Source organism: Clostridium thermarum, from assembly GCF_006351925.1.
Classification (GTDB): Bacteria; Bacillota; Clostridia; order Clostridiales; family Clostridiaceae; genus Clostridium_AU; species Clostridium_AU thermarum.
Map to the genome: position 1 here is coordinate 2,323,358 of NZ_CP040924.1, position 14,423 is coordinate 2,337,780.

General features: G+C 36.7%; 9 protein-coding genes. 2 read left to right on the forward strand and 7 right to left on the reverse strand.

Going from position 1 to position 14,423, the window contains the following annotated elements; genetic code table 11:
- Window positions 1-512: 512 nt before the first annotated feature.
- From FHY60_RS10520 to FHY60_RS10535, 4 genes are read right to left on the reverse strand one after another with little or no spacing between them, the layout of a single operon-like run.
- Window positions 513-1,841 (reverse strand): YheC/YheD family endospore coat-associated protein, encoded by a 1,329-nt coding sequence (locus tag FHY60_RS10520; protein ID WP_139904918.1) that lies wholly within the window; start codon window positions 1,839-1,841, stop codon window positions 513-515.
- Window positions 1,831-3,192 (reverse strand): YheC/YheD family endospore coat-associated protein, encoded by a 1,362-nt coding sequence (locus FHY60_RS10525; protein ID WP_139904919.1) that lies wholly within the window; start codon window positions 3,190-3,192, stop codon window positions 1,831-1,833. Before FHY60_RS10525 ends, FHY60_RS10520 begins: the two co-directional genes overlap by 11 nt.
- Window positions 3,193-3,219: 27 nt before the next feature.
- Window positions 3,220-4,560, reverse strand: coding sequence for a YheC/YheD family endospore coat-associated protein (locus tag FHY60_RS10530; protein ID WP_139904920.1), 1,341 nt, complete (start codon window positions 4,558-4,560; stop codon window positions 3,220-3,222).
- A 15-nt stretch (window positions 4,561-4,575) separates the two neighbouring features.
- Window positions 4,576-5,523 carry a hypothetical protein gene (locus FHY60_RS10535; protein ID WP_139904921.1) on the reverse strand — a complete coding sequence of 316 codons (948 nt, stop codon included), beginning with the start codon at window positions 5,521-5,523 and terminating at the stop codon, window positions 4,576-4,578.
- Window positions 5,524-5,716: 193 nt separating this feature from the next.
- On the opposite strand from FHY60_RS10535, the gene FHY60_RS10540 reads away from it, so the two are divergent.
- A complete protein-coding gene (locus tag FHY60_RS10540) occupies window positions 5,717-6,694 on the forward strand; it encodes a phosphatidylglycerol lysyltransferase domain-containing protein (RefSeq protein WP_139904922.1) in 978 nt (325 codons plus the stop codon).
- 114 nt (window positions 6,695-6,808) lie between these two features.
- On the forward strand, window positions 6,809-8,242 hold the full coding sequence (locus FHY60_RS10545; RefSeq protein WP_139904923.1) for an MFS transporter: 1,434 nt from the start codon (window positions 6,809-6,811) through the stop codon (window positions 8,240-8,242).
- A 56-nt stretch (window positions 8,243-8,298) separates the two neighbouring features.
- Here the strand turns inward: FHY60_RS10545 and FHY60_RS10550 are convergent, their stop codons facing one another.
- The 3 genes from FHY60_RS10550 to FHY60_RS10560 form a co-directional block, all read right to left on the reverse strand.
- Entirely contained in the window at window positions 8,299-9,807 is a 1,509-nt protein-coding gene (locus FHY60_RS10550) for a DUF1846 domain-containing protein (RefSeq protein ID WP_139904924.1), read from the reverse strand.
- Between the two features lie 492 nt (window positions 9,808-10,299).
- Window positions 10,300-11,961, reverse strand: a complete 1,662-nt coding sequence (locus FHY60_RS10555; protein ID WP_139904925.1) for a ribonuclease J — start codon at window positions 11,959-11,961, stop codon at window positions 10,300-10,302.
- A gap of 284 nt (window positions 11,962-12,245) precedes the next feature.
- Window positions 12,246-14,414, reverse strand: coding sequence for an autotransporter outer membrane beta-barrel domain-containing protein (locus tag FHY60_RS10560; protein ID WP_139904926.1), 2,169 nt, complete (start codon window positions 14,412-14,414; stop codon window positions 12,246-12,248).
- Window positions 14,415-14,423 lie beyond the last annotated feature (9 nt).

Sequence of the window (14,423 nt, forward strand, 5' to 3'; positions counted from 1 at the left end):
TATCATATTATTAAGTTAATTATATATATATTATATGTCTATTTCACATTTTTATTTAATGTTTAATTTTTATTAGAATTTTTAAAAAAGCTTATATTTCCTCCCTACATTCATTAACATTTTATTAATAAATTATCAATAATTTTTAAATTATATTACTAACAAGCCATTGTCCTTAATTAAAATGCAAATAAAAATCAAAACAACACATAAGATTCTTATGTGTTGTATGACTTTGAGCTATTTTTTCTTTGACCCTTTATCCTTGCCTTTGCTTTTATTGGTTGTTCCACTTTTACTTTTTCCCTTATCTGGCACAACTGTTACCCCCTTTTTTATATACTATAGAAAGTTAAATTTCTACGTACTAAACTTTATGAGGCTTAATAATTCTTTATTCGTATAACTTATCAGCAAATATCTACTTTTTACTCTTCCAAATCTGCAGAGGCCTGAGTAGTTCTATCTCTAGGCATATCTTTTAATCAAAATCCATATAGGAATATCATCTCTTAATACACACGGAAGCCTGCCTGTGCTGCCGCGTACTTAATTGGATTTGACTTTGTCTGATAGAAGGTCTGAACGTCATTGATCCACAGAGGTACAGAATGATAATGCCGCTTGTTGGCTTCCAGTACCCATACCTTGTAATTTTCATCAACAACTACGTCAAAACCTAAGTCGCCATAGTTTTCTCCAGTAGCGTCCAGCAGGTCACATATGCTCTTACAGGCTCCCACCACTTCGCTCTTCTTTTTATAGATCTGCTGCTGACTAAAGTCGAAGGCCTTATAGAATATATCCTCAAAGGAAGAGGTATTTCCCCAATTTGTACAAATATCTCCCCTTGCTCCGATCAAGGCCACTATACCTGTACATTGCCAATCCAAGGTTTGATCTTTTTGCATTATTACTCTGAAGTCCATATGCCTTCCTTTCACTTTCAGAGGAGTAATAGCCTGCTGTACAATATATTTATGCCCCTTCATTATTTTTTTGAAGTATTCTTCCGCTTCTCTTCTGTTTGATACTAGGTCAACTTTATCCCCTTGTTTTCCTTGAACGCCATAGCCCTCTCCTGTTTTAGTAACCTTATACAAGCCTCTGGACAGTGTTCCATTTAGTGGCTTTATATAAGCAGCACCGTAATTTTCTATCATATAATCTATATCTTCCAAACCAGAATATAACCTGGTATCTGGTATATACTTGCAACAGGTGTTATCCCTGCTTACCAATCTCCAGAACTCCCACTTGTTAAAATACTTTGAGTTAAAGAATCGATCATTGGTAACTTCCTTTAGTTTATCGGTGAGTTCGTCTGATACCATGGTTCTTGAGAAAACAGAGTCCGGTATGGGAAGTACTCCTGCTCTCCAGGGCAGTCTTCTATGGCTCAGATTATCACCATAGTAATAACCATCAACGCACTTTTTATTAAAATCAACACTGTCAGAGCTGAAAGCAACCAACAAACCACCTATTTCAGGATGGATAATTGTATAATAGTTCATCTTTGAGAGACTGCCCCTCCCTATACTGCTCTTGCTGTTAGACATCAATAAGCCAATAATTGGTCCTATTCTAAATCCTTCCTTGGTATGGATTATTTGATAATCCACATCCTCCGGCAGGAGTAGTTCATCAATAACATTATTGGACAATTTAACTCTATTTTCTCTAAGTCTTGAATCCTTAATCAGTTCTACATTGACGGTTTTACTGCCCACGGACACATCAACATGACTTTTCTTAGCTGCCAGTGTACCCTTAAAAAATCTTTCGGATACGATTATTTTGTCAATAGAATACTTGTCTGAGGTTATTCTATAAAGCATCCTTCTCCTCCTCCTTACTGCCAAACCCTGCTAGTGCCTTAGCATATCGTAGTGGTGCTGTCAGTATAGTATAGTAAGCTTGTATATCACTGGCTCTTAGAGCAATAGCCGGATGAGGACGCCTATTATTCACTTCTATTAACCAAATTTTTTTATTCTTATCTACACCTATATCCAAGCCTAAGGTTCCAAAATTATAACCATAGCTGTCCAGGGTGTTACAGACCTTCATGCACAGAGAAATTAATTCTTCCTTTATATTAAAAACCTCTAAATGGGATGAAGCTAAAGCTGCTCTTATTAAGTCCATTGCAGGTAGAGCTGAACCACCGCTTGAGATATTACTTACAACACTTTCTTTTGCTCCAACCCTTGCAATAATACTGCTGCACTCCCATTTGCGGGTCTCATTTTTCTGCATTACACATCTAAAATCTACCAAACCTCCATCATAGCTTATTAGCTCTAGTCCCTGTTGAATTATACAGTCACCTGGACTAAATAACTTTTCCAGGGTTTCATCTATTTCCCTTTCTTCTTCAAGTTCAAAGTCTATATTGCTGCCATCTTCTCTATACCTAAATCTTAACTTCTCATCCTCTTTACTAACCCTTATTACCCCAAAGCCTTTCATTCCCCAAATGGGCTTAACGTAAACTACTCCGTACCTTTCCAGCATGTCATATAAGTCCTTCTTCTGTCTGTAAACTATGGTTCTAGGAATATGCTCTGCAATTTCTCTTTCTTTAGAGAACCATTTGTGCATATACCACTTGTCGAAGGAGTAGTTGTTAAAAATGGTATCCCCTATCAGTGGTAAGAAATGATTTTCCCACTCATCGCTGAGACGGGACCTGCGGTATATAGAGAGAGGATAAGGGAAAACCCCATTTTCCCAAGATTCTTTCTGTGGATTATAGCAGTAACCTTCTATAGTGTGGTTGTCCTTGTTCACCTTTTCTAAGGAAAAGGCTATGACAGCACCGTGTATTCTGCCATAGTCCATGACATAAAGTGCCATTTCCTTAAGCATTCTCTTGGTGAGGTCCTTTTCCTTTTGACAAGCTAATATTCCTATGCAAGGACCAAGCATAAATTCATTGCCCTTAACTTTAATTTCGTATATTGGATACTCAGGAATATACAATTCTTTCGCTACTGCTTGGCTTATAATTATTTCATCAGCTCTGATGTCACCTGAGACGTCAACATCAACATATATTTTTTTTACTCCAAAACTTACATATCCTCGTTTAAGTTTTGCTAAGTTTAATTTTTCTGCCAGATACTCATTTAAAATCAGGTGGGCTTTTTTAGATTGTTGCAGTTTTATAGCAACTATATCATACATCTTATCACCTCTATATTTGGTATTGTTTTAAAATCCAGCCAAATGTGCTGCATACAATATTGGTGTATACCGAATACCTAAATAGGTTTCATAATCCATGAGCTTGAAACCTTTAAAACTTGGAAATACATTGACCTCGATAATCCAGGCATTTCCATCTGCATCGAGGGCAATATCTATACCAAACTCTGCAAAGTGATGATCCAATCGATCAAGACTTTCACACAGTCTGAAACATAACTCATATACCTTATCCTTGATTCTCTGTCTTTCTTCCTCATCTACCTTAAAGGAGCAGGCCAAGGCCTCATCAAGAGTTAATGCGTAACCGCCTCTGGATATATTGGTTATCATACTTTTTTTTGCAGCTACTCTGCACTCAATACCTGAACACTTCCACTGGTCTTGCCTTAACTTTTGCATTACCACACGAATATCGTATGGGGCTCCTTCTATCTTTGCCAGTGATAAATGCTGCTGTATCAAGTACTTATCAAAAAATTCCGTATTCTCATCAAAGAACCTTTTTAGTTCACTATCATTCTCTAAGATAAATTCCTTAACTTCATTGTTTCTATAATCTGCTACTTTGTATCTATCATCTCTTTTTTGTATGATACATATTCCTCTACCTCTGGATAGATATATGGGTTTCAAAATCACATCCTTTATATCATCAATAAATCTCTTTACCTGCCTAAAGTCTTCAGTAACCTCTGTACGTGGAACATGCATAGCTAGTTTTCGGTTCCTTTTAATATGCTTATAGAGATAGAATTTTCCAAAGCGCCATGAATTGAACATTTTGCCATTAGTGTATTCCATAAGTCTTTTGATTGTATCTTTATTAGAATGAAAATCTCTTCGATATATTACAGAAGGTATTGGAAACTTACCATATTCCCATTTCTTCTCTGATATATTGTAATAAAGCCCATATATAGTAGAATTTTTCCAATCAATGGCTCTCTCTGAAAATGCGTAGATTAGTCCGCCTACTTCTTTATAAATTCCAAAACGGTCAGAATACTTTGTCATATGCTCCGGACTATATATATAGTCGTGAGCTCCCAACAGCAGTCCAATAACTGGACCAATTGTAATTCGCCGGCTACTGAGTTTCATCTGGTAGGTTAAGTTAGCTTGTATATTCAATTTGTCCACTAATTTACTGGAAAGTATTATTTGCAGCGGATTATCATAGTCATCTCCACCAGTGTATTGCAGTTCTTCAGAAGGCCTTACTGCAGCAACCGTAGAACTTCTTCCAAACTCCACTTTAACTTCACTTTCAATTCGTTTGGTTAATTCCTGTGGCAAAACTATGATTTCCCTATTACTAGTCACAACCTCTATCCTGATCCACATACTTTAATCCTCCTCTTACGTTGTCCTAATACTTCGGGATAATGAAAGTATATTTTTATAAAATCTCTTGTAAACTTCTACATCCTGCTCTTGTTTAAAAAAGTATTGGTCTAAGCCCCCAAGGTGCAGAAAAAAGGGCTTACCTTCCTTACTTAATATAAAATCAATGAAACCATGTCCAAGAGAAGGTAAGAATTTATTTAATTCCTCTATAATATTTAAAGCTGCGATATCTACCACCTCATAGTTGAGTTCTTCCTCTAGCTTAATCTCGGGGTAGATCCTTCTAGTGAATAATGTCCAGGACTTAGAAGTATTCTTTTGTACATATACTCTTATTACCACAGGATTATTATTATATAAAATCAGGTCCGGCACCTCAATAAATAACCACCTTTTTTGACACATAGATGCATCAATGTAGTCACAAATGTGGCCATTTTTAAAGTATTGAGTACCTCTTATTATATCTGTATCAGGATCTGGTTCAGCATAAATCACTCTGGATAGGCTAGCCCCTCTTGACGGCATAGTAATATATTTTATCTCATCCTCGGGTCTAAAATTTCTTTTTGCTTTATCATATATATAATATGGCAGCAGGTATTCTTTTATTTTTTTGCAAGCAGACATAATATCCATTATCATCCATTGATCAAACTTATTAATATAGTTTACAAGTTTTATCTTATCCATCTCTTCCAAGGCTTTTCTTGCTTTAATCCCTTCAATGTCTCTTTGAAGGCTAAAGTTAAAGATAACCTCTGGCAGCTGAAATTTAGCCCGTCGTAGTCTTTCTTCTGATATTATGGTTCCCACAGCACAATTTTCTTGTAAGTCTATATTATTGATTGTAAAAACAATCATCCCCTCATCAAATTCACTTCTTACATCACGAAACAGATAATGCAGTTTTTCTGCATATTCTCCTTCCATATCGTTAGAACTCAATATGCCTATCACGATTATCCCTCCTCAATTCAGAGTATGTTTTTCAAGGCCTTTTGGTGCTTATGAAAAGCATTTTTTATCAGAAATTAATATAAATTTCTTGTAATCTCTAAATAATAGTGTCATTTGATGTAGCACTGTGTAATATAATAGTACAAAACAAACTGAATGCTAAAGCCGAGTTTACAAAGGCGAGGTGAATTAGATGAGTGAATTTACAAAATTGTCTGGAGAAATTACTCTAGGAACCTGGAACTTCAAAGTGATCGATCTCAAAGATAAGGATATCTATACTGAATATATAAAAAAGACCCAATATGCTGCTAATCTTTGGACTTCAAATTTCGCACTTTTATGGGCAATCTCTCAATCTCCTATAAGAAAAGTCCTTTGGAAAATTGTAGACAACATGCTTGTAACCTTTGGATATTTAAAAAGTGGTTTCTTATATCTAATTTGTTTGCCTTTTGGTGAGGGAGATGCTGATAAAGTTGTAGATATTGTCCATCAAAGCCTAAAATATTGTGCAGACTGGAATAAGGAAAAAAGCTCTTTAGGTATTGTAAAGGTAATTAACAGACTGCAGTTGGAATTTCTCCAAAGCTCCAAGAACTTTGAAAATTATTTTCAGGCTATAGGCCTAGTTGGCAAAGAAAAACATTTTTCTATCTCCAAACTTATCACCCTATCAGGTAAAGAATTTGAGACCATCAGAAGAAAAATAAATAAATTTCGCAGACTCTGCCCCGATACATTGGTTCGAGAATATAATGAAAATGATTATGAACAGGTTATGGCACTGGACGAAATTTGGCGCAATACTGCCGGTGTAAAGTATGCTTATATATTTGATGAAATCTATTTTAAAAATCTGACTAAGTACTATAAGGAATTAGACCACTTAATTTTGGTAGTTGAATCAAAGGGAACACTTATAGGTATGGTATCTGGCGGGGAGCTCCCTACAGGACAATCCTGGTGGTGCATATCAAAATTTGTTAATTACTATGATGGTATATCTGAGTTCTTAGTTGTCGAACTAGCAAAGGAAATCAACAGAAGAAATTCGGAAGTTGAGTTGATGAATGCCGCTGAAGATTTAGGTCCTGGTGGTTTGAGGTTCTTTAAGGAGCGATTTAGACCGGTCCTAGATTTGGAAAGATACTTGTTAAAATTAAAATAAGTATTGTTCTATAAAATAAATTAAGATTTATTAAGAAAAATATTCTTTAAATGGTGTAGCACTATATGATAATATATCTATAATGTTTAAAATATATTTGATAGGAGTGCTAGCTTGAATAATCTAAACCTTTCTATGAAGACCAATAATAAAAAAATTCCTGTGATAGATAAGATTGGTTATGGACTGGGTAATTTTAGTACCGGAGTCTCTATGCAAGTTCTATCAGTTTTTCTTGTATTATATTGTACAGATATTTTAAAGATTTCGGGCAGTTTAGTAGGCCTGGTCGTAAGCCTCGGAGTTATATGGGATGCTATAACAGATCCTCTCATGGGATTCTTCTCTGACTCAACAAAGTCAAAAACTTTTGGCAGAAGACATCTTTACCTACTAATAGGAGGAATATTCTTGGGAGTAACAAATTTCGTACTTTGGGATTTGTCCCCTGATCTGCCTACCCTAGCTAAGACCATTATACTTATAGTGGATTTGTTAGCTATAAAAACTTTTTCTACCATATATGTAACACCATATACAGCATTAGGTGCAGAACTAACAACGGATTATGATGAAAGAACCACTATTCAAAGCATAAAAACAATCTTTTTCTTAGCCGGTTTGGCCTTTGTGTCTGTTGTCGTAATGTCAGTGTTCTTTAAGTCTACCCCGGAATTTGAAATGGGTCAATTAAATCCTTCTTCTTATCCGGTGATGGGCTTATATACTTCATTAATAATCGTAATTTTTGCTTTGATATCCTTTTTCTCTACAAAAAAATATATACCCATGTTAAATCTAAATATTGAAACTACAACACAGAAGATAAATATTTCAGCCATATTTAGTTCCTTTTTCTTAGTGTTAAAGAATGGTACCTTTAGAGCTGTAGCCTTTCCTTATATGTTCAGCAACCTAGTGACAGCACTACTCACAGGTTTTGGTCTGCATGTTTTTACCTATACCTTTGCACTGGACAATCATCAAATAGCCACAATACTGGGAGTTCTTATGGTTCTAAGTGCATTATCTCAACCCTTTTGGACTTATACATCAAAAAAGATTGATAAAAAACCTTCATTAAAATTATCATTAATTATATGTATAACTGCATGTATATTTTTCCTTATCACTGTTCTATTTAGGGATTATGTTCAGAGCAAGGTAATGGTGTTTTTACCCTTTGCAGGCTTAGCCGGTTTTGGAATGGGCGGTCTCTTATCCTTGCCCCTGTCAATGATTGCTGATGTCATCGATCTAGACGAGTTAAAGACCGGCGTAAGGTCCGAAGGAAGCTATTACGGCTGCCTCACACTTTTATATAAACTAGCTCAATCCATAGCCTTACTCCTGGTTGGAACTCTGCTGGACTTAATAAACTTTAACACCAATAAAACAGATGGTACATTACTTATTATTGGTCTAGTATTAAGTGGCGGAGCAATTATATGCTTTGCTATGGCATATTGGAGTATCTTAAAGTATAATCTAACAAAAGATACTGTAAAAGATGTTCAAAGACAAATTGCTGAAAAAAAGGCAGATTAACAAAGTTAAGACCATACTGGCTTTCAGTATGGTCTTAATTATTTTAGGCTTTCAGATTAATTATTATAATATAAACTTAAAGTCGGATATTCAGGATCACAGGTAATATCTATACCAAGCTTCCTAAAGACCTGTTCTTCATTTCTGCTTAATATGGTTGTTGAATGAGCCTGGCAACCCTTTAACATTGTAAGCTTTTCTAGAGCAACCTGGGCTGTAGGATTTGTGGCTGCGCATATGCTTAGGGCAATCAATATTTCTTCACAGTCCAATGGTATATTTTTACTGCCCAGTGTATTGGTTTTTAAATTAATTATTGGTTCTAAAATTACCGGTGACAATAAATGTATTTCATCAGAAATATTTGCACAGTATTTTATGGCATTTAGTACAACTGCTGCTGCTGCACTCATTACATTAGAACCTTTACCGGTAATAAAAACTCCGTCTTCCAGTTCCAAGGCTACTACAGGACATGTATCATTTTTATTACACTCCTTTTTAAGTTTTGCAGACCTCTCCCTAGCAGGCATAACAACCTTTCTATCCTCTTCCTTGAGATTAAGTGTTTCCATTATAAGCTTTGACCTCTGGAAAGTCTCTTCATCTATATAGCCCTTCTTATACTCACAGCTTGTTTTAAAATATCTTCTGATTATTTCCTGCTTAGAAGCTTCCTTAACTACTTCATCGTCTATAATTCCGTAGCCCACTCTGTTTACCCCCATATCCGTGGGAGACTTGTAAACTGATTCTGCTCCGGTAATCTTTTCAATAATTCTCTTTAGTACAGGGAACATTTCTATGTCTCTGTTATAATTTACTGTAACCTCATTATAGGCATCAAAGTGGAAGGAATCAATCATATTTACGTCTTTTAGATCTACAGTGGCAGCCTCATAGGCAATGTTTAGCGGATGCTTCAGTGGTACATTCCAAACAGGGAAGGTTTCAAACTTGGAGTAACCTGCAACCCTACCTCTCTTATGTTCATGATAGAGCTGGCTCAAGCAGGTGGCTAATTTTCCGCTTCCCGGCCCTGGCGCTGTCACTACAACAATGGGCTTAGTAGTCTCGATATATGGATTTGCACCATACCCCTCATCACTTACTATGGTATCTACATCTGTAGGATAGCCCTTAATAGCCTTGTGAGTGTACACCTTGATACCTCTACGTTGGAGTTTATTCATAAAAACCGTGGCTGCAGGCTGACCATCATATCGAGTTATTACTATACTGTTTACGTCTAAATCATAGTCTCTCAGGTCATCTATTAATCTTAATACATCCATGTCATAGGTAATTCCAAAGTCTCCTCGAATCTTGTTTCTTTCTATGTCTCCTGCATAGACGCAGACAATTATTTCAACCTTCTCCTTAAGTTTATGAAGCAACTTTATCTTGGCATTTTCATCGAACCCCGGCAGCACTCTTTTAGCATGATAATCAAATAAAAGTTTTCCGCCGAATTCCAAATATAGCTTGTCATAATTATTTACTCTTTCTAATATGAACTTTGACTGCTCTTCTAAATACTTTTTATGATCAAATCCTATTTTCATCCCTCATGCTCCTTACTTTATATAAACTAATTTATTTTATCCATAGCAGACACATACATTCTCCGCCATTGGCTAAATTTGTAACAATATGTAATTTACCAATAAATTTCCCACTTGTTACACATTATCATGACATTTAATTATTACATATTTTTTGTCTATAGTAAATGTATATTTTTTACTTGGCAAAGGAAATTGCAGTCCACTGGCTAGGCTGTAACATTTAAAGCAGGCTAAACCTGAAAACACTAGTGCAATAAAGCCTGCAACAGCCGATATAGCTTTATTGCCTTACAGTTTTTTTCGGAATCAAGAGTAAAAAAACTGCTCCAACCATGGGTTCTGATGATATTAGTAAAAGTATATGTTACTACCTTATCAACGCCAAAATCATTTTTACACTTTTATGCTCATAATCCTTGAAAATCCTTTAAAACAAAGAAGCCCCAAAATTATTTGGAAGCTTCTTTGTTTTAAAACATATGTTTTTTATCATATTTCCATGATAATTGGTATAATAGTGGGCCTTCTCTTTGTTTTTTCGTACAAGAGCTTCTCTACTGATTTTTTCACATTATTCTTTAAAAGGCTCCATTCTAATATTTTTTTATCAAGGCAATTTTCTATTTCTTTTCTGGCAACTTCTTTTGCTTCGCCTATAAGTTCTTCTGATTCCTTTGCATAGACAAAACCTCTAGTAATAACGTCCGGACCGGATATAATACTGTATGATTCCTTTTCTATTGCAACAACGATTGTAAACATGCCATCCTGGGCCAAGCTTTTTCTGTCCCTTAAAACAATGTTTCCAACATCTCCAACCCCAATGCCATCTACAAGTACAGATCCGGATCGCACTCTTCCTGTTATTCCCGCAGCTGTATCACTTATTTCAAGTACTTGGCCTATCTCTAGTATAAAAATATTTGATTTATGCATCCCAAGCTGCTGGGCTAATTCTGAATGGCGTTTAAGATGTCTGTATTCCCCATGTACCGGCATAAAATATTTGGGGTGTACCAAGGTATGAATCAGCTTTATCTCCTCCTGATTGGCATGACCAGATACATGTACGTCTTCAATATCATCATAGATTACATCTGCGCCCTTTTTAAACAGTTCATTTATTACCTTTGATATGAGCTTTTCATTACCGGGTATTGGGGAAGCAGAAACTATATATAAGTCCTTTGGTTCTATTCTGATCTTTCGGTGGGTTGAAAAAGCAATTCTCGCCAGTGATGCCATGGGTTCACCTTGACTTCCCGTGGTAATTATGGTTATCTTCTCATTGGGATAATTATTAATTTCATCTGCCGTTATTCCCGTTCCTTCCGGTATATTCAAATAGCCTAGGTCTGCAGCAACTTGTGATACATTTTCCATGCTTCTGCCAATGAAGGCTACTTTTCTTCCGTACTTTACTGAGGCATCAATAATTTGCTGCATTCTGTGAATATTGGATGCAAAAGTTGCAACTATCACTCTTCCTTCTGCCCTTGCAAACATCTTTGTAAAGGTATCTCCTATAGACCTTTCGGAAATTGTGTGTCCCGGTCTCTCTACGTTAGTACTGTCTGCCATCAGCATTAATACGCCTTTTTTCCCCAGAGCTGAGATTCTCTCTAAATCCATGACCTTACCGTCAATGGGTGTATAGTCAATCTTAAAATCACCGGTATGCAGTAGAACACCTAATGGAGTATGTATTGCCAAGCTACAGGAGTCAGCTATACTATGGGTATTTCTTATAAATTCAACATTTAAATTGTCCAATTTTACTACTTCACCGGCTTCTACGCTTCTAAGCTCACAATCCGACAGCATATTATGTTCTTCTAGCTTTGTCTTTACAATGCCGAGGGTTAACCTTGTTCCAAATACCGGAACATTCAGCTGTTTCAAAATGTATGGCAATGATCCTATATGGTCTTCATGTCCATGAGTTAAAAATATGCCTTTTACCTTCTCGGAGTTTTCTAACAAAAATGCTATATCCGGTATCACTAAATCCACTCCATACATCTCTTCATCCGGAAAACCCACTCCGCAATCTATAACAATTATTTCATCCTTATATTGAATTGCGGTTATATTTTTACCGATTTCACCAAGTCCGCCCAAGGGTATTATTCTTATGCTACGTTGTTCCATGTTAGATCCTCTCCTATCGTCATATAAAAAAATACTATTTATAGTATTTTCCCTTTTTATTGTATTAATAATTCTTATTTATACTTTTTTATATCTCATATAAGTTGATAGTAGCAAATTAACTTTTATAGAAAAGTGTTAGTGAAGGAAAATATCTTGGACCTCAACTGTTTCTTAAAAAACTAAAGGCATGCCATCGCATGCCTTTAGTAAATATAGTATAGTAGATTTTTCGTAGTGTAGGGGAGATAAATCCACCTTAATTATTCATGACTCATTACTCATTACTGATTAATTAAAACAGGTGCTTCAGTTATTCTTTCACCAATAAAGGTCACAGGTATTTTGTCACTTTCCAGTAACCCCTTATTTGCTACGGTTATATATACAACGCCTGCTGAGGCTCCAACCTGCGGCACGTTAATTGTAGCTGTGGCAGTGCTCTCTCCTTTTCCAGCTTTGGCAATAGCCGTAGCTATAGGCTTAACATCTGTATCCTTTAAATATACATTTACCACATCTCCCGGTGTAAGAGCAAAAACCGTCACAATATCCGGCGTTCCTGCCGCATTATTTACTATACTTGCCCATAGCATTGTAACTGTAGTTTTCTCCTCAGCATTGTAGCCTACGGGCATTCTAATGCTTTCCAATAACCCCTTTCGTGTCACAGTTATATAGGCTACTCCAGAAGTTGACCCTAGCTGAGGAATATTTATTACCGCTTCTGGACTGCTAGTCCCCTTAACAGCTTTTGCTGTAGCTGTACCAATAGGATTTGTAGCTGATAATGAGGAATATACCTTAACAATATCTCCTGCAATCAAATTCTTTACAGTTATTACATCCGGTGTGCCTACAGCATTATTTATAGCATCTGCTATTAATGGGCTTATTTGTGTTTGACCCTCTGCTCCAAAAGCAAATAGTCTTCGTGTACTTTCCTTCAGTCCCTTAGTGGTTACTGTAACAAAAGCTGCTCCAGCTGAAGCCCCAAGCTGGGGTATACTCACTACTGCTACTGCGCTGCTTTCACCTTTTACAGCTTTTGCAATGGCAGTTCCAATGGGCTTTTCAGCTGTAGATGTGGAATATACTTTTACAGTATCTCCTACTATCAGTCCTGTGACTGTTACAGTGTCAGGCGTCCCTGCAGCATTGTTTGTAGCACTTATCCCAATGGAATCTGTAGATGTTTGTTTTTCTGCAGTGTAATTCACAGCAATTCTATCACTTTCCAATAATCCTTTTTTAGTTATTCCTATGTAGGCGGTACCGGAATACTCACTAAGCTGTGGAACACTTACAACTGCAACCGCTGAACTTTCACCCTTCACGGCTTTTGCTACTGCAGAACCTACCGCCTTTTCTGCAGTACTGCTTAAATACACATTTGCTATATCTCCCGCTGACAAACCGTTGATTGTAACTGTATCTGGTGTGCCAAGGGCATTATTTATTATGCTTGCAGTCAATCCACTTACAATTGTTTTCTTTTCTTCACTATAAGTTACAGGTATTTTTACACTTTCCAGCAGCCCCTTTTGAGTTACTGTGATATATGCTGTCCCGGCTGAGGCTCCCAGCTGTGGTACATTTACGGTAGCTGTGGCAAAAGTCTCACCCTTTGCGACTTTTGCCACTGCCGTACCTGCTACTTTTGTATCTGTATTTGATAAATAAACCGTTACCGTATCTCCTGCCGATAAGTTGGTTACCGTTACCTCATCAGGAGTTCCCACTGCGTTATTTACTATGCTTGCAGACAGTGCAGAAACTGGCGTCTTTTTTTCAGCAACATAGGTTACCGGAATTCTAATGCCTTCCAACAAGCCCTTTCTTGTAACAGTGATGTATGCCGTTCCTGCGGATGCACCAAGCTGAGGAATGCTAATGGATGCTGAGGCTGAAGTTTCTCCTTTACCAGCCTTAGCTGTAGCTGTGCCCAAAGGCTTATCTGAGGTATTACTTGAATAAACTTTTACGATGTCCCCAGCCACTAAATCATAAATTCCTACAGTGTCCGGCGTTCCTGCCGCATTATTCACAATACTTGCATTTACCGAAGTCACCTGAGTTTGCTTTTCTGCAGCATAGGGTACAGCTATCCTATTACTTTCCAGAAGGCCTTTCTCTGTAACTGAAACATATATAGCCCCTGCAGAAGCTCCAAACTGTGGTACACTTACTATGGCAGTGGCTTTGCTTTCGCCCTTCACTGCCTTAGCTACTGCTGTACCTATAGGTTTTGCAGCATTGTAAGATGAATAAACCTTCACAACATCTCCTGCTGATAAATTAGTCACCGTCAAAGTATCCGATGTTCCAACAGCGTTATTTACAGGAGCAGCCTTTAAATCAATAATTCCTGCTGCAAAGGCCATCTCTTTAACTGAAAAGGTAATGGTAGTACATACTAATATACTTAAAACATTAGATAATACTCTCTTCATCAATAAACT

Excerpts from the sequence above, each read along its gene's own strand:
- FHY60_RS10555 (WP_139904925.1), bottom strand. The coding sequence starts at position 11,961 with ATGGAACAACGTAGCATAAGAATAATACCCTTGGGCGGACTTGGTGAA.
- FHY60_RS10530 (WP_139904920.1), bottom strand. The coding sequence starts at position 4,560 with ATGTGGATCAGGATAGAGGTTGTGACTAGTAATAGGGAAATCATAGTT.
- FHY60_RS10560 (WP_139904926.1), bottom strand. The coding sequence starts at position 14,414 with ATGAAGAGAGTATTATCTAATGTTTTAAGTATATTAGTATGTACTACC.
- FHY60_RS10550 (WP_139904924.1), bottom strand. The coding sequence starts at position 9,807 with ATGAAAATAGGATTTGATCATAAAAAGTATTTAGAAGAGCAGTCAAAG.
- FHY60_RS10520 (WP_139904918.1), bottom strand. The coding sequence starts at position 1,841 with ATGCTTTATAGAATAACCTCAGACAAGTATTCTATTGACAAAATAATC.
- FHY60_RS10525 (WP_139904919.1), bottom strand. The coding sequence starts at position 3,192 with ATGTATGATATAGTTGCTATAAAACTGCAACAATCTAAAAAAGCCCAC.
- FHY60_RS10540 (WP_139904922.1), top strand. The coding sequence starts at position 5,717 with ATGAGTGAATTTACAAAATTGTCTGGAGAAATTACTCTAGGAACCTGG.